At 42.4% G+C, this 22,701-nt stretch carries 22 protein-coding genes; 11 read left to right on the top strand and 11 right to left on the bottom strand.

Features of this window, described 5'->3' with window-relative positions; all coding sequences use genetic code 11:
• The first annotated feature begins 57 nt into the window (after positions 1-57).
• The 3 genes from A361_RS06060 to A361_RS06055 all read left to right on the top strand — a co-directional run bounded on the left by A361_RS06060 (position 58) and on the right by A361_RS06055 (position 1,443).
• On the top strand, positions 58-963 hold the full coding sequence (locus A361_RS06060; RefSeq protein ID WP_019383499.1) for a TIGR01777 family oxidoreductase: 906 nt from the start codon (positions 58-60) through the stop codon (positions 961-963).
• 73 nt (positions 964-1,036) lie between these two features.
• The gene (locus A361_RS29280) at positions 1,037-1,162 is read left to right on the top strand and encodes a YfhE family protein (protein WP_019383498.1); all 126 of its coding nucleotides are present in this window, start codon (positions 1,037-1,039) and stop codon (positions 1,160-1,162) included.
• A 92-nt stretch (positions 1,163-1,254) separates the two neighbouring features.
• Positions 1,255-1,443 carry a YfhD family protein gene (locus A361_RS06055; protein ID WP_009335826.1) on the top strand — a complete coding sequence of 63 codons (189 nt, stop codon included), beginning with the start codon at positions 1,255-1,257 and terminating at the stop codon, positions 1,441-1,443.
• Positions 1,444-1,752: 309 nt separating this feature from the next.
• On the opposite strand, the gene A361_RS06050 is transcribed toward A361_RS06055, so the two are convergent.
• The gene (locus tag A361_RS06050) at positions 1,753-2,256 is read right to left on the bottom strand and encodes a DoxX family protein (protein ID WP_019383496.1); all 504 of its coding nucleotides are present in this window, start codon (positions 2,254-2,256) and stop codon (positions 1,753-1,755) included.
• A 308-nt stretch (positions 2,257-2,564) separates the two neighbouring features.
• Here A361_RS06050 and A361_RS06045 point away from each other — a divergent pair, with 308 nt between their 5' ends.
• Complete coding sequence (locus A361_RS06045) at positions 2,565-3,626, top strand: M20 family metallopeptidase (protein ID WP_019383494.1); 1,062 nt, start codon at positions 2,565-2,567, stop codon at positions 3,624-3,626.
• 73 nt (positions 3,627-3,699) lie between these two features.
• Positions 3,700-4,368, top strand: coding sequence for a vWA domain-containing protein (locus A361_RS06040; RefSeq protein ID WP_019383493.1), 669 nt, complete (start codon positions 3,700-3,702; stop codon positions 4,366-4,368).
• Positions 4,369-4,455: 87 nt separating this feature from the next.
• Here the strand turns inward: A361_RS06040 and A361_RS06035 are convergent, their stop codons facing one another.
• The 8 genes from A361_RS06035 to A361_RS06000 form a co-directional block, all read right to left on the bottom strand.
• Positions 4,456-6,285: an ABC transporter ATP-binding protein gene (locus A361_RS06035; protein ID WP_009335822.1), complete on the bottom strand. Its 1,830-nt coding sequence runs from the start codon at positions 6,283-6,285 to the stop codon at positions 4,456-4,458.
• A complete protein-coding gene (locus A361_RS06030) occupies positions 6,278-8,008 on the bottom strand; it encodes an ABC transporter ATP-binding protein (protein WP_009335821.1) in 1,731 nt (576 codons plus the stop codon). Before A361_RS06030 ends, A361_RS06035 begins: the two co-directional genes overlap by 8 nt.
• A gap of 164 nt (positions 8,009-8,172) precedes the next feature.
• Positions 8,173-9,153, bottom strand: a complete 981-nt coding sequence (locus A361_RS06025; protein WP_019383492.1) for a glycerophosphodiester phosphodiesterase family protein — start codon at positions 9,151-9,153, stop codon at positions 8,173-8,175.
• 105 nt (positions 9,154-9,258) lie between these two features.
• Positions 9,259-9,969 carry an ABC transporter ATP-binding protein gene (locus A361_RS06020; RefSeq protein WP_009335819.1) on the bottom strand — a complete coding sequence of 237 codons (711 nt, stop codon included), beginning with the start codon at positions 9,967-9,969 and terminating at the stop codon, positions 9,259-9,261.
• Complete coding sequence (locus A361_RS06015; RefSeq protein WP_009335818.1) at positions 9,962-10,735, bottom strand: ABC transporter ATP-binding protein; 774 nt, start codon at positions 10,733-10,735, stop codon at positions 9,962-9,964. Before A361_RS06015 ends, A361_RS06020 begins: the two co-directional genes overlap by 8 nt.
• Positions 10,707-11,684: a branched-chain amino acid ABC transporter permease gene (locus A361_RS06010; protein ID WP_019383491.1), complete on the bottom strand. Its 978-nt coding sequence runs from the start codon at positions 11,682-11,684 to the stop codon at positions 10,707-10,709. The genes A361_RS06015 and A361_RS06010 overlap by 29 nt, the downstream gene beginning before the upstream one ends.
• 12 nt (positions 11,685-11,696) lie before the next feature.
• Positions 11,697-12,572, bottom strand: coding sequence for a branched-chain amino acid ABC transporter permease (locus A361_RS06005; protein WP_009335816.1), 876 nt, complete (start codon positions 12,570-12,572; stop codon positions 11,697-11,699).
• 92 nt (positions 12,573-12,664) lie between these two features.
• Complete coding sequence (locus A361_RS06000) at positions 12,665-13,819, bottom strand: ABC transporter substrate-binding protein (RefSeq protein WP_009335815.1); 1,155 nt, start codon at positions 13,817-13,819, stop codon at positions 12,665-12,667.
• A 299-nt stretch (positions 13,820-14,118) separates the two neighbouring features.
• Between A361_RS06000 and A361_RS05995 the strand changes: the two genes are divergently transcribed.
• The 3 genes from A361_RS05995 (at position 14,119) to A361_RS05985 (ending at position 18,005) form a co-directional block, all read left to right on the top strand.
• Positions 14,119-15,036, top strand: coding sequence for a proline dehydrogenase family protein (locus A361_RS05995; RefSeq protein WP_009335814.1), 918 nt, complete (start codon positions 14,119-14,121; stop codon positions 15,034-15,036).
• A 153-nt stretch (positions 15,037-15,189) separates the two neighbouring features.
• Positions 15,190-16,653 (top strand): sodium/proline symporter PutP, encoded by a 1,464-nt coding sequence (gene putP, locus A361_RS05990; RefSeq protein ID WP_009335813.1) that lies wholly within the window; start codon positions 15,190-15,192, stop codon positions 16,651-16,653.
• Between the two features lie 122 nt (positions 16,654-16,775).
• Complete coding sequence (locus A361_RS05985) at positions 16,776-18,005, top strand: PucR family transcriptional regulator (RefSeq protein WP_019383490.1); 1,230 nt, start codon at positions 16,776-16,778, stop codon at positions 18,003-18,005.
• A 547-nt stretch (positions 18,006-18,552) separates the two neighbouring features.
• On the opposite strand, the gene A361_RS31195 is transcribed toward A361_RS05985, so the two are convergent.
• Together A361_RS31195 and A361_RS05980 are read right to left on the bottom strand one after the other, a co-directional pair.
• Positions 18,553-18,687, bottom strand: a complete 135-nt coding sequence (locus tag A361_RS31195; protein ID WP_019383488.1) for a hypothetical protein — start codon at positions 18,685-18,687, stop codon at positions 18,553-18,555.
• 88 nt (positions 18,688-18,775) lie between these two features.
• Positions 18,776-18,961, bottom strand: coding sequence for a hypothetical protein (locus A361_RS05980; protein ID WP_009335811.1), 186 nt, complete (start codon positions 18,959-18,961; stop codon positions 18,776-18,778).
• A gap of 226 nt (positions 18,962-19,187) precedes the next feature.
• On the opposite strand from A361_RS05980, the gene A361_RS05975 reads away from it, so the two are divergent.
• The 3 genes from A361_RS05975 (at position 19,188) to A361_RS05965 (ending at position 22,487) form a co-directional block, all read left to right on the top strand.
• Positions 19,188-20,036, top strand: a complete 849-nt coding sequence (locus A361_RS05975) for a YitT family protein (RefSeq protein ID WP_009335810.1) — start codon at positions 19,188-19,190, stop codon at positions 20,034-20,036.
• Positions 20,037-20,234: 198 nt separating this feature from the next.
• Positions 20,235-20,864, top strand: a complete 630-nt coding sequence (locus tag A361_RS05970) for an NAD(P)H-binding protein (RefSeq protein ID WP_019383485.1) — start codon at positions 20,235-20,237, stop codon at positions 20,862-20,864.
• A gap of 15 nt (positions 20,865-20,879) precedes the next feature.
• A complete protein-coding gene (locus A361_RS05965) occupies positions 20,880-22,487 on the top strand; it encodes an FMN-binding glutamate synthase family protein (protein WP_019383484.1) in 1,608 nt (535 codons plus the stop codon).
• The last annotated feature ends 214 nt before the right edge of the window (positions 22,488-22,701 follow it).

Here is a 22,701-nt window from a genome sequence, read left to right as displayed (position 1 = left end):
GAAAGAGAACGTCGTAAACTGTAACAAGGTATTTGCACTTGAAAGGGGGAATCGCCCATGAGAATAGCCATCGCAGGCGGAACTGGCTTTGTTGGAAACGCCTTGGTGAAAAAATTACTGGAGAAAAAACATGAAATATTTATTCTAACGAGAAATATATCTCATAAGCAGCATTCTAAAAATCTGAATTATGTACAATGGCTGAACGATGATGATTCACCGGAAGATGTTCTGGAAAGCATTGACGTGTTTATCAACCTGGCTGGTGAGTCCATTAACAGTGGAAGATGGACGGAAGATCGCAAAAAACGGATATTAAACAGCCGCATTACAGCCACGAAGGAAGTTCGCCGGATTATCAGCCGCCTTGAAGAAAAGCCGTATACACTTATAAATGCCAGCGCCGTTGGTTACTATGGCACTTCCCAGGTTGAAACTTTCACCGAATCTTCCAGGAAAAGCGGTACTGATTTTTTGGCTGAAACAGTAAGACGCTGGGAGGAAGAGGCAGCCAAAGCAGAAGAATTTGAAGTCAGGACAGTATTCTGCAGGTTTGGAATCATTCTTGAGAAAAACGATGGTGCTCTTCCGCGAATGGCCCTTCCTTATAAATTATTTGCCGGAGGGACTGTCGGAACAGGCAGCCAATGGGTTTCCTGGATTCATTTAGATGATGCCGTAAGCGGAATCCTTTATTGCATTGAACACGAACAGCTTCAGGGTCCCGTAAATTTCACATCGCCCTATCCTGTGACTATGAAGGAATTTGGGCAAATACTTGGAGAAGTCCTTAATCGCCCGCACTGGATGCCTGCTCCGGGCTTTGCTCTAAAAATAGCTCTTGGAGAGATGAGTACCCTGGTATTAGAGGGGCAAAAAGTACTTCCTGAAAAATTGCAGTCATTCGGTTACGAATTTTTATATCCAGAATTAAAGGCAGCTCTTAGCGATATTTATAAATGAAATTTGTATCATTTTTTTCAAATAAGGGAAAAATAAGGGAAGTGTGAACCTTATTCTGAAAGGATGATACAAAGTGGACAAAAAGAAAAGAGACAAATCCAAAAGCACTTTATCAAGCATGCAGGAAGTAACTTATTCAAGAGAATTCAAAAGAGCTGACAAAGCAGGCGGATTTGCAGGCAGACAGTCAAAACATTAATTTCCACCCATACCATCCCTATTAAAGGCACATGATAAAGGTACGGAAACAATTAGTTTCCGCACCTTTATTGCTGAAAGGGGTTATTTGCAATGGGCCGTGCACATGGACATAAAACTCGCGATAAAAACAAATCATCACTTCCACAAGTACCAAAAAACATGAAATCTGACGGCATCGACGTAGAATTTAACCGCGAACTTGCCGATCATGATGATCTCGAGGCAATGGCACGTTCCAAGGCTGCTGATCAGCGGGCAAAGAGCAGACAAAAACGCTAGCCTAAATAGAAAAGCGGAAGCCCATGCCCATGAAGGAGCACAGACTAAGAATGCCACGTCCTGTGGCAACGTCTGCATAACCCGTATCCTGCGGACCTCAGGCATAAGTCGGTTCCTGTAAGAAGGCGTTCTTCCTTCTGAAAGGAAATGGCTTATGACGTCCCTAGGAGCCGCAGTTAGACAAGCTTGTGACCTCGAGGGGGCAGTCACTGGAGCGAGACATTTATCGGCATTCAGAATTCTATGCTTTTCTATTATTAAAGGACAAAAAAAGCAGGAACCTCAGGTTCCTGCCTTTCATATTTCTGCTCAGTGAGTGTGTGCTTCTTTTTTGCCTATTCCGTGACCGCCTTTTATCATTGTTTTAATATAGGGGATGGCGAATCTGTCAACACCCCAGCAGTAAGCACCTGCACCTGTAAATAGAAGGATGATTGCTGCTGTATATAGTATTGGGTTAGTGCTTGTTGTTCCTGCTAATAGGAAATTTAGATTCATGAAAGCTCCTGCGATTAATGCCGGAATGGTCGCTGCTCCAAGTATTAGTCCAATTCCAACGAGGACTTCACCCCATGCAACTAAAGTACTGAATAAATCTGCGTTTGGCAATGCTACATTTTCCAGGAAGCCCGCATACCAGCCCTGCACTGCCGGATGGTCGCCAGCGGCTTGTGCTATGGCCCCCTGCATGAACCCACCTGCATTAAATCCGCCTGCTACCTTATGCCATCCTGCTTCCAGCCATTGTATACCAAGCCAAACCCTTAATATTGTCCACACGACTGCTGTCTTAGGAGTTTTCCACCATTTCATGATAATCATCTCCACGTTATTATTGTGAGAAATTTCACATATTCATTTAAAAATTTTTCCCTATCAGGGAATTTAAAAGCCGGCCAGCTCTCGAGAGGAAAGATTGCTGCCATGAAGTTATTTGTGAAATACTTCACTAACTTTCCTCACTTATAATATACTTCTTTCCATCCCTTTTCGCAATATACTTCACTAATTCTTCGCAAAATATCGGACTATCATTAATAAGGCTGTTTTCATCCGGCCAAAGCGGGAATAGGAATAGTACTGTGTAAATTATTGCTGCATTAAAGGAGGACCTTTGACACATGCTTGAAAGCTTGCTGAAAGATCTCATTGCTATTAATAGCTCTTCAAAGGAAGGAGCAAACCAGGCTATTGAATATTGTCATCAATGGCTGTCGGGCCACGACCTTCCTTCTAGAATAATTGAAAATAATGGATATAAAATGACAGTCTGTGAAATTGGAAGCGGTGATCAGACCGTTATTTTTAATGGGCATGTGGATGTTGTCTCAGGAAAGGATGAACAATTCATTCCTGTAGAACTCCGCGATAAAATATATGGACGCGGGGCAGCAGATATGAAAGCCGGGGTTGCGGCCATGATGTGTGCAGTAAAAGAACTCCGCAATAAGCCAATTGGCGTAAAAATTCAGCTTCAAATTGTATCAGATGAAGAAATCGGCGGTTTTAATTGTTCCGGGTATTTAGCAGAACAGGGGTATCGCGGGGATTTTGTCATTTGTTCTGAACCGACTCAGCTCGGAATTGCGCTGGAAGCAAAAGGAGTTATCAGGCTGGACATCCAGATAGACGGAGATCCGGCCCACGGCAGCCGTCCATGGGAAGGAGTCAATGCCATTGAAAAGGCTTTTGAAGTACATCAAAAACTATTAAAATTGCCTTTTGCAAAAGAGGCGTCTGAATTTTTTCCGCAGCCTTCGATTAATCTGGCAAAAATAACTGGAGGAGATGTTTATAATAAGGTGCCTGAAAAATGTATCATGTCGTATGATATCCGGTACTTGCCTGAACAGGATCATGAAGAGATCATCAAACAAATCGAGAATATCACAGATGGAGAAATAATTATGAATATGTTCAGCAAGCCGCTTGTGACAGCCAGAGACAATCCTTTCATCTTAATGCTTGAACCTATTGTTGAAAAACACACAGAAGATAAAGCCGTTTTCTTTGGACAGCATGGTTCTGCCGATACTGTGTTCTTTGCCAATTACGGGATACCAGCTATCGAGTTTGGCCCAACCGGCATGAACTGGCACGGTGATAATGAATATGTCCTGCCGCATTCCATTCATTTATATGAAAAAATGCTTATCGACTTTGCCATGAAATTCTCGAATTAAGATGCAAATTAAATGCTAATAGTCTCCCAATATGGTAAATTTTCGGTATATGATTAAAGGGGGATTCAGAGTAATGAGCTCTATTAGTTTATTGAAAAAATCTGCTGGAATTGTGCTGCAGAAAAAGAACCTGACAAATGTTACTGCCAGAGTTGGACTTGTACTGGACATTTCCGGCTCCATGCGCAAGTTATATAAAAACGGGACTGTCCAAAGGGTTGTGGAGAGAATCTTAGCAGTTGCCAGCCAATTTGATGATGACGGTGCACTTGATATTTGGGTCTATGATAATGAATTTTCCAGGCTGAAGCCGGTAACAGAACATGACTTTGAAGGATATGTGGATCAATATATATTAAATAATGATCTGATTCACAAATTCGGAAGAAATGATGAACCGCCAGTAATGGAGGATGTCATTCAGAAATATACCACAGAAGATCCTAGTAAAGACCCTGCCTTCATTGTTTTCATTAATGATGGGGGCTGTAAAAGAACGATCAAAAAGCCGGTTATAGCATCCTCCGATAAACCATTATTTTGGCAGTTTGTCGGCATAGGCGATTCAAACTTTGAAGTACTGGAAAAATTGGATGAAATGGATGGCCGCTATATCGATAACGCAAACTTTTTCCACATTAAAGATATCGAGACCATTTCTGATAACGAACTTTATGACCTCTTGCTGAATGAATTCCCTGACTGGCTAAAAGAAGCTAAGGAAAAGAATGTCATTTTATAGATAAGCAAAAAGGCGGATTTGATATTAATCAAGTCCGCCTTTTGCATCCCTGCTGGCCATATACCCATTTTGCATCCAACTGTCATTTCAAGCATTAGCACCCACTGCCGCTTTACCGTGAAGCCGATAGTAAAAGCCTTCCTGTTCAAGCAGAGAATCATGAGTACCTTCCTCAATAATCCTGCCCTCTTCAAGAACAAAAATTTTATCCGCTTTCTGAATCGTATTCAGACGGTGGGCAATGACAAAACTGGTCCTGCCTTTCATCAGTTCCTGAAGGGCATCCTGAATCTTAAGCTCTGTCACTGTATCAATGCTGCTTGTTGCTTCATCCAAAATTAAAATGCCCGGGTTGGCCAGAAAGGCACGTGCAATGGAAAGAAGCTGCTTCTGCCCCTGACTTATGCCATTTCCGTCCTGACTCAGCACTGTCTCATACCGCTGAGGAAGTTTCATGATAAAGGAATGGGCATTGGCAAGCTTAGCCGCTTCCACCACTTCATCATCTGAGGCTTCCAGCCTGCCGTAGCGGATATTTTCGCGCACAGTGCCGCGGAATAGAAAGGAATCCTGCAGCACAAAACCCATATGCTTCCTCAGGCTTTCTTTTTTCACATTGGCTATATCTTCACCGTCAATTAATATAAGGCCTGAGTCCCGTTCATAAAACCGTGAGAGCAAATTGATCATTGTTGTCTTCCCTGCACCTGTCGGACCAACTAAAGCAGCAGTCTGTCCTGCTTTTACATGAAGGTTTACATCCCTTACCGTATTTCCATCTTCCTCATAAGAAAAAGATACATTATGGAACTCTACCTCGCCTTTTACTCCGGTAAGTTCTTTTAGCTGCTCTTCATTTCTGAATTCTTCATCTTCATCCATAATGTCAAATACCCGCTCTGCTCCTGCAATCGCTGATAAAAGTGTGTTAAACTGGTTTGCCAAGTCATTAAGCGGACGTGTGAATTGCCGGGAATACTCCGTGAATATGACGATGACACCGATTGAAATCATACCATTCAGGGCAAAAATGCCTCCAACCCCGGCAATAATGGCAAAGCTCATGTTGTTCAGAACATTCATCAGCTTCGGGATAAATCCGGAATATGTCTGAGCCCAGAACCCTGCCCCCCTAAGTTTTTCTCCTTTTTCCCGGAACTCGGCTATAACTTTCTTTTCCTGTGAAAAGGTCTTGATGATCCTCTGTCCTGATATGGTCTCTTCAATAAAACCGTTCAGCTCTCCAAGATTCTTTTGCTGCTCTTTGAATAACCTTCCTGTCCGTGCTGTAATCCATTTCATTCCAAAAAACATCAGCGGCACAATGATCAGAGTAATGATCGTCAGCAAAGGACTGAGCCAAAGCATAACGGAAACTGTGCCAATCAAAGTCAGCAGGCTGGAAAAGACCTGGATTACTGAACTGTTCAGAGTCGAGCTGACATTTTCAATATCGTTTGTTACCCTGCTCATCAGTTCCCCCTGCTGCCGCTTGTCAAAGAACGGAATAGGGAGCTTATGCAAATGTTTGAAAAGCTTCGTTCTCATTGTAAATACAGTATCCTGTGCGATGCCGATCATCCAATAATTCTGAAACCAAAGTGCAAGCGAGTTCAGCACATATATGACTCCAAGCCAGATCAGTAAGGCAATAAATCCATTGCTGTTCTTTGTGACAATATACTCGTCGATCGCCATCCCGACTAAATAAGGACCAAGCAGCCCCATTGCTGAGCTGATAACCACCATTAATAGAACAAGAGATAACAACCCTTTATTGTAGGCCAAGTATGTCCAGATTCTTTCTAATGTGAAATTAATGTTCTCAGATTTCGGCTTTTTCCCTTTAGTAAATTTACCATTCAAGTCGAGAGGTATCTTTTTATATTGGAAAGGTTCTTTGAGCTGTTTAAGCATAATTTCTGTTCTCCTCTCCAGATTGGGATTGAAAAATCCGCTTATACAATCCCGATGTTTTAAGGAGATTCTCGTGGTCTCCCTCAGCCAGAAGCCTTCCATCTTCAAGCAATAAGATTCTGTCTGCTTCCATTGCTGTACTGATTTTCTGTGTGATAATCAGTGTTGTACAGGTATATTTTTTTAAAGAACTCAAAAGTTTTGCCTCTGTTTTCATATCCAGTGCACTTGTACTGTCATCAAGCAGAAGGATTTTCGGCATTCTTACTAGCGCCCGGGCAATGGATAGACGCTGTTTTTGCCCGCCCGATAAATTAACACCCTTTTGTCCCACTTTTGTTTCATAACCTCGTGGCAGCTTCATAATCGTTTCATGTATTTGTGCATTGACAGCTGCTTCAGTTATTTCCTCCATCACTGCATCTTCCTTGCCCCATGAAATGTTCTCTTTCACACTGCCTGTAAAAAGCAGGGCTTCCTGAGGTACAAAGCCAATTTTCCTGCGGAGATTCTCCATTTTCATTTCCCGGACATCATGCCCGTCAATTTCAACTTTTCCTCCGGTCACATCATATAGCCGGGGGATGAGCTGAAATAAAGAGGTCTTCCCTGAGCCTGTTGCACCTAATATCGCTACTGTTTCCCCGGGATATATTGTAAAGCTGATGCCGTCCAGTACCTTCTCAGAAGTGCCTGGGTAATGAAAAGATACATTATTAAATAGAATTTTGCCCTGACTTACTGTTAGGGCATTCCTGGATTCTGAGCTGTCTGTTAAATCCACATCAGTCTCCAGCACCTCTGCAACACGATTCGCAGAGGCCCGCGCCCTTGAGAATGCCATGATAATCCAGGAAAAAATGGAGAAAGCGGCCGTTATCCTGGTAGCATAGTTAACAATTGCAACAATCTCTCCAACCTTTACATCCCCTGTATTTACCTGTATGCTGCCAAACCAAAGCACGCCAAGAATACTAAGATTCATGATTAAGAGCAAAACAGGCATGGTCACTTCCATTAGGCGCAATGCTTTAACCGTTCCATCTCTAAGATCCTCATTCGTGCGCGTAAATCGTTTCACTTCATGATTTCTGCGGACAAACGCTTTAATTAGCCGAATCCCTGTCAGATTCTCCTGCATGACGCTGTTCACAGAGTCCAGCTTTTCCTGGACTGCTTTAAAGAGCACGCCTCCTTTTCCCATTACCCAAAACAGAAATAGAAAAAGGAATGGGGCCACAGCTGATAAGATAAGAGCAAGTTTCACATTTACCACAAAAGCCATTATAAGGCCGCCAATTATTAATAGAGGGGCTCTCATCATGATTCGAAGACTCATAAAAACGGTATTTTGAAGCTGCGTAATATCATTAGTCATTCGGGTAATTAATGAAGATGTCGGAAAAAGATTAAAGTTGGCAAAAGAGAAGGATTGTACCTTGTCATATAATCTTTTCCTTACATCAAAACCAAAGCTTTGGCTGACATGGGCAGCATAAAAGGAATTAATGACTCCAGCCGCAAAGGCGGCAAAAGAGGCAGCCAGCATAATCCCTCCCCACTTCACTACCTCCTGAAGATTATTCTGAAGGATGCCTTCATCTATGATCTTTGCCATTAGCAATGGCTGAATAAGCTCAACAGCAAGCTCCGTCAGCATTAAGAATAATGCTATTGCCACCGCTATCCGGTAAGGCTTAAGAAATGCTAAAACTTTCGCCATTTATAGTCCCCCAAGCTGTAATTGCAATTTATAATATATGTATAATAAGACAACTAAAATCCTTCGGCAAACTAAATAAACCTATTAATATCATAATCCTTTTTACAAAATTTTTAAATAATTCCATTAAAAAAATTAAAAAACGCCTGGATCAGACCAAGCGCCTATTCATTCTTATATATGGGGGCAATCAGGTCGATCCTGTTTGTCCATATGCCTCCTGAATAATCATCAGGCAGCCGTTCCATGTCTTCCGGTCTGTCAAATCCTTCCGACCAGCTCCCGTCCCCTGCAACCACAATAACTCTTGTGCCTGCATCATCCATTCGATTCAAGAACTTATTTGGCCAGCCCCATAACAGCTTTGTATATGATTCAGGAATATGAAGCTGTGTGTTATGGCAGGAGTTTGGAACATATCCTGTCCACCCCGTTCCTAAATAAGGGAGAAGGCATTCTTTCAAAGTTGCCTTGGACATCACCCTCATTGCAGGCATTTCTTCTATCAGAGCAGCAATAGGTTCGTCTCCTCCATAAACAGATATTTTCTCCAATCTGTCTTCTGAAAACATGGACAGGTATTCAGCAAGCTTTTCTCCTTCTTGGGGATCGTTGCTTTTAATATGGATTAAGAAATCTCCTTCCGGAAACTCTTTCATGACTTCATCAAGGCTTGGCATCATCCCGATTCCTTTACCGCGAAACGGATAGGTTTTTCCATTATCAGCTGTGTAGCCATATCCAATGTCCAGCTTTTTTAATTCCTTCATTGTATAATCTCTGGTATTTCCCTTTGCATTTGTCCGGCATTCCAGCGTCCAATCATGGAATACCGCAAACTGTCCATCCTTTGTAAGCTGAATATCCAGTTCAACTGCATCTGCACCAGCCGCAAAAGCTGCTTCCATGGAAGGAATCGTATTCTCAAGAAAGGAATGCTCAGGCTCGTAAATTCTTTCAGCCGTACAGGTCTCCCCTGTTATCCCTTCCATATGAAAGGTCTGGGCCATTCCTCTATGGGCGAGAAGCAGCGGCTTATCATTTCTTTCTTTTGTAAGCAGGGAGGTGTTGTTTAAAAACATAAATGCGCCGAGAATTAATAAGATTATGATCAGCCGTTTTAAAATCTTCTTTACCTTTTTCATTTGTCCTCCGGTTTTTGCAGAAATAAATCTTTTCTCAACCGATTTTACCATAATCCAATAGGTAAAAATATAAAAGGCCAAATCTAAAGATTCGGCCTTTTATTGTTAGCTTGATTTCCGCCCCAGGTAAGCTTCCATGATTCTAGGGTCATTCAGGAGCTTTTGTGAGCTTCCCTCAGCAACCATTTTCCCTGTTTCCAGGACATACCCATAATCGGATATTTTTAGTGCCTGTCTTGCATTCTGCTCCACCAGAAGAACAGTTGTGCCTGCTTCGTTAATTTCTTTAATAATTTTAAAGATATCTGCCACTATTAGAGGGGCCAGCCCCATTGAAGGTTCGTCAAGAAGAAGCAGCTTTGGTTTGCTGAGGATCGCTCTCGCAATGGCCAGCATCTGCTGCTGGCCCCCGGATAATGTTCCTCCAAGCTGCTTCTGCCTTTCTTCAAGGATTGGGAAACGTTCCATTACATTCTTAATATCCTGGTCAATTTCATTGTCCTTCCGATGGTAAGCTCCCATCTCAAGATTTTCAAGCACTGTCATTCCTGAAAGAATCTGGCGGCCTTCCGGAACAAGGGCAATCCCTTTGCGCAGCAGCTGGTCCGGCCGCAGTCCCGTTACATCCTGCCCCTGAAATTGAATGCTGCCGGCTTGAGGCTTGAGCAATCCGGAAATGGTCTTCATAGTCGTTGTCTTTCCTGCTCCGTTTGCGCCAAGTATCGTAACAATACTGCCTTCTTCCACTTCGAGGCTGATGCTTTTCAGAACCTGGATTTTTCCATAAAAGGCGTTAATCCCGTTTACCTTAAGCATACAAATCTTCCTCCTCACTGCCGAGATAGGCTTCGATGACATCCGAATTATTTTGGATTTCAGCAGGTGTTCCTTCAGCAATCTTCTTGCCGAAGTTTAGCACGGCAATACGGTCGCATAATTTCATGACAAGCGGCATATCATGCTCAATCAGCAGGACGGTAACGCCTTGTTCCTGAATTTTTTTGATGAGATGAAATAATTCGCTTGTTTCTGTTTCGTTCATTCCGGCTGCCGGTTCATCCAGAAGCAGCAGCTGAGGAGAGCTTGCCAGTGCCCTGGCAATTTCCAGCCTTCTTTGCTGGCCGTATGCCAGGCTGTCAGAAACAATATCCGCAAAACCTCCCAGCCCAACAAACTCTAATAGTTCATTCGCTTTGCTGCGGATTCTTTCTTCTTCTTTCCGCTGTGATTTTGTCCTGAATACACTGCTGAACACCCCGGATTTACTCCGGCAATGCTCCCCAACCATCACATTTTCTTCTGCTGTCATCTGGGGAAACAAGCGAATATTCTGGAATGTTCTGCAAATGCCTTTTTTCGTGATAAGGTGCGGCTTTAAGCCATTGATATTGTCTTCATTAAAGATAATCTCGCCTGAGGTAGGCGTAAACATCGATGTAATCAGATTGAACATCGTTGTCTTCCCGGCTCCGTTTGGACCGATCAGCCCAAAGATCTCACCCCGGTTAATAGAGAACGAGACATCAGACAGGGCACTCAGCCCGCCAAAGTTTTTACATGCTTTTTTGATTTGAAGTACCATGCTTTTGCCTCCTCTTTGATGCTTTAAGCTTGAGCCAATTTAAAATATTTACATCAATTAATCCCTGTGGCCGGACAGCCATCATAATAATAATGATCAGACCGTAAATCATGTAGCGGTATTCGCTTATAAACCTGAGCACTTCGGGCATTACAGTTAAGAAGAGCGCTCCAAACACCGGTCCCCAAATTACTTCGCTTCCTCCAAAAACTGCGAAAATCAGTATCTCAACCGCACGGTGATAGGCAAAATCGGCAGGACTTATGTAGGCAAGAACATGTGCAAATAATGCACCTGCAAATCCGGCTACCAGTGCCCCCTGTGCAAATGCCAGGACTTTATAATAAGTAATATTGATTCCCATTGACTCTGCTGCTTTTTCATCCAGCTTAATCGCTGCGAAAGCCCGTCCCACTCTGGAGCGGTTCTGCCTTCTGAAAAACGTGAGTATGCTGATTGTAACCCCTAACAAAATGAGGAAAATAGCTAGAAAAACAAACTGGTTATTTTGGAGTCCAAGTATTTTCGGATCAAAGCCAAATTCTTTTAAAGTATTCAGCAGTTCACGGCCCATATGAGGAATGCCTGATAAGCCTACAGCTCCCTTTGTCATAGACTCCCAGTTTACAAAAATAACCCGGATAACCTCTCCAAACCCGAGAGTCACAATGGCGAGATAAACCCCCTGAAGCCTTAATGTCGGTATCCCGATAAGGATTCCGAATAAACCCGCCAATAAAGTGCCCGAAAGTATCCCCACAATAATAGGAAGGTCAAAGTTCAGCGTCAGAAGGGCCGATGTATAGGCACCGATCCCCATAAATCCTGCATTGGCAAGCGAGAGCTGACCAGTTGATAGAGTAATATATATACTTACCCCTAAAATAATGTTGATTAATATAAAAGAAGCTACCTGTAAATAATATGGATTTATTAATTCTGCAAGCATGAGTTCACCTTCTTACGCTGAAATTTTTTGGCCAAACAACCCCTGCGGCCTGATGAGAAGGATGACGATAATTGCCGCAAAAGCTATTGCATCCTTGTATCCCGAATTGCCGTAAACAACGACAAAGGTTTCCGCCAAGCCAAGGATAAGGCCTCCGGCCATCGCTCCCTTGACATTCCCCATGCCGCCAAGAATGATGATGGCAAGTCCTTTTAGCCCAATGGATAATCCCATCTGAGGGGTAACAGAGTTAAATGCCATTCCGACCAGGATCCCGGCAATCCCGCCCATCGCAGATGCGATAATAACAGTCATCGTAATCGTTCTTTTCACATCAACACCAAGCAGGCTTGCAGTTTCAAGATTTTCAGCAGTTGCCCTTAAGGCTTTTCCTGCCTTTGTTTTGCCTAGCCAAAAAGAAAGGGCGTACATGAGAAGGACAGAAATGATAAAGATAACAATCTGCACAAGATATACGGTTATCGAACCAATCTGGAAACTTATTTCCGCAAAAGAAGCACGGAAAGGATGGTTGCCTGGACCAAAAATATGGTGCGACAGGTTCTCCAGCAGTATCGAAACACCAATGGTACTGATCAATGGCGCCAGATGGGATACTCCCTGTTTATTCCTGAGAGGTCTCAGGGCAAATCGCTCAAGCAGATATCCCATTGCGGCAGTTACCAAAATCGCTGCCATAAAGGCCAGCCAAAGCGGCCCTTTGAATGTGGAAGTGACAACAACACCAATGAAGGCCCCGAACATAAAGATTTCTCCGTGTGCCATATTGATAATGCCAAGCACCCCGAAAACCAATGTAAACCCAAGTGCAACGATGGCATAAATGCTGCCAAGGGTAATTCCGTTTATTAATTGTTCAATTAACACGGTATTCACCTACTAACTTTATTTATATGAATCATTTTCTTAAAAGTAAGCTCTGGCACTGATAGCGCCAGAGCTTCACTTTTGCAGCTTTCTTAATTAAATTCCTTAAATGCCCCGCCTTCGATAACCAAAACGGTCGGATCCATTACGACATCCCCTTCTTCATCAAAAGAGAACTCCCCAAGGATTCCATTAAAGCCTTGGATTTCGGCCAAAGCATCACGAAGTGCATCACGATCAGCTTCACCCGCATTTTTTAATGCTTCAGCCATAATGTATAGTGCATCGTAAGCCTGTGCTGCAAATTGGTCAGGCTTTTTGCCGTATTCTTCCTCATACTTACCGACAAATTCCTTGACCTTATCATCTTCTTTTTCACCATACCATGGAGTTGCCACAATCAGTCCATTTGCTGCATCCCCTGCTATATTGATGACCTCAGGAGAATTGAAGCCGTTTCCTCCTACAAACGGGACATCAATGCCCATTTTCCTTGCCTGATCCATTATGACTGCACCTTCATTGTATAGAGCCGAGGCCAGAATAAGGTCTGGCTTTAAACCTTTAATTTTCGTCAATTGCGCATTATAGTCTGATTGTCCTTTTTGGAACGTTTCAATCGTTAAGATTTCAAGCCCCTTCTCTTCTGCTGCTTTTTTCATCGTGTCAAAGCCGGATTTTGTAAAAACATCATCATTTCCATATAGAATTGCTACTTTTTTAGCATCATATTTCTCAATGGCTTTATCTATTGAAGCAGGAATCGCCAATGCTTCAGGCAGCGAGTTTCGGAAGACATAGTCCCCAATTTGCGGAATCCCTTCTGCAGTTGTTGAAGTCCCCATAATCGGTACCCCGTTCAGATCGGCTTCTGGACCAACTACATTCATTTCTGTACTTAATGTAGGCCCGATAATGCCTGTCACATTCTCTGAATTCATAAGCTTTTGTGCTGCTGTCAATGCCTGATCCTGCTTGCCGGCGGAATCTTCTATAACAAGGTTTATCTCGACTTCACCCTTGCCGTTGATTTCTTCCTGTGCGAGCTTTAAGCCATTTGTGATTGCTTCGCCATAAGCTGCACCCGGCCCGCTGATATAAGAAATAACTCCAATGTCGGCTTTAACTGCTCCTCCGCTGCTTTCCCCATCCTCATCCCCTGCTGCCTGATTGCCGCCGCATGCAGAGAGGACAAGCAAACTGGACAATGCTGTAAATTGCGCAAATTTCTTTAACTGCTTTCTCATTTTCTCTAACCCCCGTTATCAGAAATAAGTAAATATTCAAAACTATATTACTATTTAAATACAAATGCTTGTCAATGTAAACAATAATATGGAAACTTTTCTTACATATTAATTGACAACGGAAAGCGGAAGTTGCCTGGAACTGAAGCAGATGTTTCATCGTCTGGAAAATGCAGCCTTTCATTGTCTTCTGTCAACAATAGAAATATAGAATCTTTGTTTTTTATGAACATTGTCGTAACTTGTCACAGAATTGTAAGATTAATCTAAAGATATAACCATTGGAGGTGCCGGAAGAAATGGAAGCGATTACAAGAGACTTTTTTCTATATTTATCAAAAAATAGCTTACTGAATAAAATTGCCCAGAACAGAGGCGGAAGTTTTGCGGCAGGTAAATTAATTGGAGGGGTTGATTTCAAAAGCAGCGTCCGCTTTATCAGAGATCTGAATAATCAAGGACTTTCTGTAACAGTGGACCATTTGGGAGAATTTGTTGATTCTGTTGAAGTGGCTAATGAACGGACAGAGGAATGTATTTCAACCATTGAAATGATCAGCAAAGAAGGACTTGATTCACAGGTATCCCTAAAAATGACCTCTCTTGGTCTGGATATCGATCGTGATCTTGTTGTGAAAAACATGACAAGAATTCTTGATACTGCCGAGAAGCATAAAATTATGGTGACAATTGATATGGAGGATGTACCGCGCTGCCAGGCCACTATCGATTTGTTTAAGCAGTTTAAAGAGAAGTACAGCTGTGTAAGTACAGTTCTGCAGGCTTACCTGTATCGGACTGAAAAGGACCTCGAGGATTTGGGGAAATATCAGCCTTTTTTAAGAATGGTAAAAGGTGCTTATAAAGAATCACCGGAGCATGCTTTTCCTGAAAAGACAGATGTAGATGAAAACTATAAGAAATTAATTGAGCAAAGTCTGTTAAACGGAAATTATACAGCAATAGCTTCCCACGATGATCAGATCATTGAGTACACAAAAGAATTGGCAAAGAAGCATAACATTCCAAACGATCGCTTTGAATTCCAAATGCTCTATGGCATGAGGAATAAAACACAGCTGGAACTGGCGAAGCAAGGCTATAAGATGCGTGTCTATGTACCATACGGAATGGACTGGTATGGATATTTCATGAGAAGGCTCGCTGAACGCCCTGCTAATATTGCTTTTGCTTTTAAGGGCATTTTCAAAAAGTAAAACTTTAAAATTATTTTTCTTCCAAAACAATAAAATACAGCTATAATAATAACCAACCATTTGTGATTTCTAAGTAATGAGAAAGCAGCCCACTGCTTTCTCATCGCTTATTTTATCTAAATATTTGTAAACTAACAAAAAGGAGGCTTACAAATGGATTATGCATTAATTATATCCATTACCGTGTATATGATTGGGATGCTTTGGATTGGCTATTATGCCTATAAAAGGACTTCCAATCTATCAGACTACATGCTCGGAGGACGAACACTGGGTCCTGCGGTAACCGCTTTAAGTGCGGGTGCATCCGATATGAGCGGCTGGCTGCTGATGGGACTCCCGGGAGCCATGTATGCCACTGGCCTAAGTGCTTCCTGGATTGTCCTTGGCTTAACACTCGGGGCATGGGCGAACTGGCTTTATGTTGCACCTAGGCTTCGCACGTATACTGAGGTAGCCAATGATTCTATTACGATCCCTGGTTATTTAGAAAACCGTTTCGGGGATGCTTCCAAAATTCTGCGCCTGATTTCAGGATTAGTTATCTTAATTTTCTTTACCTTTTATGTATCATCAGGCATGGTATCCGGGGGAGTATTATTCCAAAGCACCTTTGGGCTGGATTACCACACAGGTTTATGGATCATTACAGGTGTAGTAGTAGCGTATACACTATTCGGTGGATTTCTTGCGGTTAGCTGGACAGACTTTGTTCAAGGTTTGATTATGTTTATCGCCCTCATTCTTGTACCATTAGTAACACTTTTCCATGTAGGCGGATTTGGGCCGGCAATTGATACTGCAAGAACAATCAATCCAGCTTTCCTTGATATCTTTAAAGGAACAAGTCTTTTAGGCATCATTTCCCTTTTTGCTTGGGGACTTGGCTATTTTGGGCAGCCTCATATTATCGTCCGCTTTATGGCTATCAGTTCTGTTAAAGAAATCAAGAAAGCCACCCGCATTGGGATGGGCTGGATGATTTTCTCGAGTATTGGCGCTATGCTGACTGGTTTTGTGGGTATTGCTTATGTTGCTGATACAGGCATTTCAATAGAGGACCCTGAAACCATTTTCATTCTTCTTGGCGAGGTTTTATTCCACCCGATCATCACTGGATTCTTAATCTCAGCCATTCTGGCAGCTATTATGAGTACCATTTCATCACAGCTGCTTGTAACATCAAGCTCATTGACGGAAGATTTATATAAAACGTTCTTCCGCCGCTCAGCTACAGATAAAGAATTGGTTACAATAGGAAGATTATCTGTATTACTAGTTTCTATCATTGCATTGATTATTTCATGGGAGAAAAATGAAACGATTCTAGACCTTGTGGGTTATGCATGGGCTGGTTTCGGATCCGCTTTCGGACCTCTTATCATTCTTAGCTTATATTGGAAGCGCATGACAAGATGGGGAGCATTAGCCGGAATGATTGTTGGGGCAAGCACTGTCATCATTTGGTCTCAAGCCGGATTATCTGAAGTACTTTATGAAATGATTCCAGGCTTTGCTGCCAGCTTAATTGCCATCATAGTGGTAAGCCTTCTAACTGCAAAGCCATCTGCAGAAATCGAAAAACAATTTGCTGACTTTGAAAAATCCTTAAAATAACCTAAACGTTTCAGGACTGGGCCAAGAAAATGCCCGGTCCTTTTTCTTTCGGCAAAATTCGAGTGGTGCCTCCCATTGTTTTTCACTATAATAAGAACAGCAATGTTTAGGAGGGAGTCTTAATGAGTCAGCCGCTGGAGAAAATCCTTAATATGACAGATATAGATGAGATTACAGAAATGGTCAGTACTTTTTTAAAGAAGCCTGTTGTCATCGAGGATGAACAATTCTCACTGCTGGCCTATAGCTCGTATTATATTGAACATTTTGATTTGGCGAACCAGCAGACCATATTTTCTAAGAGATGGCCCATACCCATTTTGGAGAAATTTATGGATGAAGGCATTGTTGATCAGTTAAAGACAATTCCTGAGCCTTTTAGAATTAAGAAAATGGAAGAAATCGGCCTTAACCAGCGCGTGGTTGTAAGTGCAAAATATAAAGAGCAGATACTGGGTTTTATTTGGGTTCAGGAAATAGAAGACGCTCTATCTGAAAGCGAAATGAACTTTCTGCATGATGTTTCCTTTCATATTGGAAAGCTATTATATCAGAAAAACCTGAAAAAACTGCGCAAGGAAGAAGAAAAACATCAATTTTATCAAAAGATTATTGATCGTACCTATCAGACGGAAGATCAGATCAAATGGGAGGCGGCCAATGTTAAAATCATCCTCCCTGAGGCCTTTATCATCAATGTATTTTCTGTCGTGCAGGCAGATGAAGAGATATTTGCGGAATTGAATGAAACCGTTCGGCTGTTTGCAAATGCCCTCAGCCATCCAGCTCACATATTTACAAACCAGCATGAAATTATCGTCATGATCGGCAGCAGTTCCCCTGCACCCGGCAGCCTATCAGAAGACGCACATGAATTAACCAATACCGTTCTTAGCCAATTCAGACCGCAGACTGTGTATGCAGGGATCGGAGGAGAATATTCCTCCATCTTAAAACTGCGCAAAAGCTATGCAGAGGCTCTGGAGGTCATCAAAGCCGCCAAATTCATTGGATCACCTGAAGAATTGCCGTATGAATATAAAAAGCTATGGGTATTCCGTTATTTAGAACCTATTGCTCAGCATAACAGCCTGACTAAATATGTAAATGAAGACCTTTTGAAGCTGCAGAAAAAAGACCTGGAAAGCCAAACCAGCCTGCTGAAGACGCTTGAAGTGTATTTATTGAACAACTGCCGCCTTAAGCCGACAGCGGAACAGCTTTTCATCCATACCAATACATTAAAATACCGAATGAAACAAATTACTGATTTAACATCCATCGACTTTGATGACTTTAACACAAGATGCCAGCTGTACATTGATTTACAGCTGCTCAAGCGGAAGAAATAAGAATACTGGCTGGCGGAAGCGATTCATGACGACTTTTTCATGTTTGTTTCCTGATTTGCGGCTCATGAAGCGTCCATGGCGACATTTTTCCCTTTGCTTCCTGATTTTCGGTTTCCTGAAGTGCTCATGGCGACCATTTTTCCCTTTGCTTCCTGACTTTCGGTTTCATGAAGTGCTCATGGCGACCATTTTTCTACTGGCTTCCTGGTTTTCAGCTTCATGAAGCGGTCATGGCGACCATTTTTCTCTTTGCTTCCTGATTTTCGGCTTCATGTAGTGCTCATGGCGACCATTTTTCTACTGGCTTGCTGGTTTTCAGCTCATGAAGCGGTCATGGCGACCATTTTTCTCTTTGCTTCCTGATTTTCGGCTTCATGTAGCGCTGGCGACCATTTTTCTACTGGCTTCCTGGTTGCCGGCTTCATGCAGCGCTCATGGCGACTATTTTTCTCTTTGCTTCCTAAATTTCAGCTTCACGAGGCATTCTCTTCTATCACCGGCTTTTAAACTTACCTGGATTCTCAACTCTAATAGAAACAACTTCTCCTCAGCTTAAACAAAAACGATAGATTTTTAAAGATCCTGCTGAGAGCTTTTTATTTAATGGTTTAACCGGCATGAAGTCGGTGCCTTCCGCAAATTCCTCACCATTGCATATTGGGCATTCCACAATATGATTCACTTCTCTCATCCCCTTCTGCTTATATACAAACCGAGTGGTAAAAGTTCCAAAAAGAAATGCCTGTCCCCTCGCCAGGGAGCAGGCATCATTATTGTTCTTCTTTTTCCGGCTTGAATAAAAAGTATGAGATGACCCCTGATAATAGTGCTGCACCAGCTGCTATCAGCAATCGAATCAACAAATCTATTTGCTGATAATCTTTATTAAGCATCCACATTGCAGCTGCAGCTACAAGAATCATTATGGGAATGACAATAAGCTTCCTATTTTTCAAGATTTTTTACATCCTTTCGCGTCGTGCTAACCAAAACTTATTATATAAGAATTAAGCAAAAATAGATAATATCAGCCCCTCTTGCAAACCCTTCCAATTTTCATAATTATTAAACCTTATTTTTTTGCCCTCATTCCCTTTACAAAGGGGCTTTAAGGGCTTTATAATCCCGTTGTTCCACTTTATACGGATCTCGAGAAAACTATAAAAAAAGGAGGTTGCGGCGATGCGGCAAAAACTATTTTCTTTTATCATGATAAATCTGGGAGCATTCCTGGTTTCTATAAATGTCCATTTTTTCTTGTCCCCCAATAATTTAGCAACAGGAGGGGTCAGCGGATTGTCGATCATCATGAATGACTTATTTCCGGATTTCTCCATCGGTACTTTCATGATTCTTGTCAACTTGATCCTGTTTGCAGTTGGTTTTATTTTTCTTGGATCAGGCTTTGGGGCAAAAACTATATATGCGAGCTTCGCTTTATCTTTTTATGTGTGGGTGCTTGAAAAATTCGCCCCGATGGCCCATCCGCTAAGCGAAGACTTGCTTATTCAGCTGATCATCGGGCAATGCATCGCCGCGACCGGAATGGCAATTGTCTTTAACCAGCAGGCTTCTACTGGCGGGACAGACATCATCGCCATGATTATTAATAAATACTTAAATATTGAAGTCGGCAGAGGAGTGCTTCTTGCGGATTTATTGATCGCCCTGTCTTCCGCCGTTCTGTTCGGCCCGCAAGTTGGCATGTATGCCTTCTTTGGTGTCATAATTAATGGATTTGTCATTGATTATGCACTTCAGCAATTCAATTCAAACAAAGAAGTTGTTATTATCAGCCGCCACAGTGATGAGATAAAAACCTATATCGTTCATGAACTGGGCAAAGGTGCAACCATCCACTCCGCAACCGGTGCCTTCACATCAGATAAAAAAGAAGTCATTACAACTATCCTGGGGAGAAAAGATTTCACAAAGCTGAAAAGTTACATTACCCAGGTTGATAATAAGGCATTTATCACAGTTCATACGATGAATGAAATTCTTGGCCAAAATTTTAAAAGGCTGGCATAAATGGTAAAGCTTCATCCGCAAAGGATGGAGCTTTATTTTATATGCAGTGGCTTTGCTTTGGGCTTCAATCCATGTAATGTTATAGCGAAAACGGAATCATCCTATACGTACGCGGTCCTAGTGGCCGCTTTTTTGTTTGCCTAATTTTGGTTTTAAATAAACCCTATGTGGAAAAAGGGTAGAAAAGGAGGCGTTAGCATGAAAGTTATTGTAATCGGTGCCAATGGAGATGTGGGCGAACATGTAATCAGAAAGCTCGCGGAGAAGAAGCTTGAAGCTCTTGCCGTTGCTGCAAATGAAAACCAGATTGAAGACCTTGTAAAACTGGGTGCATCCCATGCAGTTGTTTATGACGAGCAAAAGCTGATCCCCTTTCTTCAGGCATCAGATGCAGTGATTTATTTAACAGGCGTCAATCCTAAAAAACATACGAGCAAAACAGTCATGGTCGATCACCAATCTATTTCAGATATCATCCAATTGGCACAAGAATCCGGTGTCAGACGATTTGTGATGATGAGTGCAGTCAAAGCGGAGGAAAGGGAAACGGACCCTTCCCGCAAGATTGCTGCGAAGGATCTTCCAGAAGATATGCTTAAAGCAGCCAATTTGGTCTACACGGTTATCCGGATTGGTCAATTAACTGACAATCCCGGCAGCGGAAAAATTACCCTGTCAGAGAAAATCCATGACCGGGATGCTGAGATTTCGCGTGAGGACGCAGCCGAAGTTCTAGTAGAGTCTATTGATAAAGAAGCTATCTTTCATTCAACCATTGAGGCAGCCTCTGGGGACACCCCTATACGAGAAGCCCTAAGCCAGTTTTAATAGAAGGAGGATAAAATGAGTTTAACAGATTACCTTGTCATTGCATTATTTATATTCATTGCATTGGTTATTTTTGTACCAGTCATTCTATTTATTTATTGGTATGTAAAAGATGACAGGCAAAAACAGCACTCCATACTCAGAAACTTTCCGGTAATTGGGAAGGTGCGATACATCACAGAAAAAGTGGGACCTGAGCTAAGACAATACCTATTCAATAATGATACGGAAGGCAAGCCTTTTTCCAGAAAGGAATACCAGGATGTGGTCAAAGCCGGCAAATATAAAGAAAGACTAATAGGATTCGGCTCTATAAGAGATTTTGATGAAGAAGGGTTCTATATACGCAATACCCTGTTCCCTAAACTCGTTGATGAGATGAAGGTGGATAATACACAGAAAGTTAAAACACGTGTTTATAAAGTCGATGGAGACAATCTTTTTTCAAGAAAGGAACACAGCGAAGAAAAATTGGCCAATCCTTACTATCTGCGGGATGAAGATGCGGTTGTGCTGGGAGAAAAAACCTGCCGGCAGCCATTCAGAGTCAAGGGACTTGTAGGACAATCGGCCATGAGCTACGGTTCTCTTGGCGAAAAAGCGATCACTGCACTTTCAAAAGGTCTTGGCCTTGCCGGCGGCACCTGGATGAATACTGGTGAAGGCGGTCTGTCTCAGTATCATCTTGCCGGCAGCCCGGACATTATAATGCAAATTGGCCCTGATATGTTCGGCGTCCGAAAGGCTAACGGGGAATTCTCCTGGGAAGAATTTAAAAAGAAAAGTGAAATACCTGAGGTAAAAGCCTTTGAACTAAAGCTTGCACAGGGTGCAAAAACCCGCGGCGGACATGTTGAAGGTGAAAAAGTAACCGAAGAAATTGCCAGAATCCGGCTTGTAGAGGTTGGCAAAACGATTAACAGTCCAAACCGTTTCTATGAATTTGAGGATGCCCCTTCCATGTTCGATTTTATTGAGGAGCTCCGGAGTGTAGGCGGAAAGCCTGTCGGAATGAAAATAGTGGTAGGAGATCTTGATGCCCTGGAGAGCATGATTTCCTATATGAAGGAGAGCGGCAAAGGCCCTGATTTTATTACAGTTGATGGCGGTGAAGGCGGAACAGGGGCTACTTATCAGGAGCTTGCAGATAGTGTGGGGCTCCCCATCCAATCAGCCCTGACAGTTGTGGATGAAATGCTGAGGGAGTACGGAGTCAGAGACCGTGTAAAAATTATCGCTTCCGGTAAATTAATCACTCCTGATAAAATTGCCATTGCTCTTGCGATGGGAGCGGATCTTGTCAATATTGCGAGGGGCTTTATGATCAGCGTCGGCTGCATCATGGCCCAAGTCTGCCATACAAATCACTGTCCTGCAGGGGTTGCGACAACTGACAAGAAGCTGCAGGATGGATTGATTGTTGATGAAAAGCATTACCGGGTCTGCAACTATGTCATCTCTCTAAGAGAAGGATTATTTAATCTTGCGGCAGCTGCTGGAATCGATAATCCCACCCAATTTGAAAGAAAACATATTGTCCATAAAGATAAATTCGGCAGAGTCTCCCCTATTGAAGATATACTGCATGCAGCCAAACGTGCCCAGCTGCAGAAAGAAAGCTGACAAACTGATGCCTGGTCCCGTCTGGACCGGGTTTTTTGCCCTCTTATTTCTTTAGTTAATAAGCAATAAGATTCACCGCGCGCTCCTTTTTCTTACATAAAAATGGGACTATCGTGTTATTTTGAGGTTATCATTCGAAATCCGCAGGCAATAAAGGTATAATTTAGTTTGGTAAAAAAATAGATAACTAGAAAAAATGTGTTTAAATAAGGGA

The organism is Cytobacillus oceanisediminis 2691, assembly GCF_000294775.2.
Lineage (GTDB): Bacteria > Bacillota > Bacilli > Bacillales > Cytobacillaceae > Cytobacillus > Cytobacillus pseudoceanisediminis.
The sequence above is the reverse complement of the archived record's forward strand: the minus strand, read 5'-3'. Positions and strand labels throughout refer to the sequence as shown.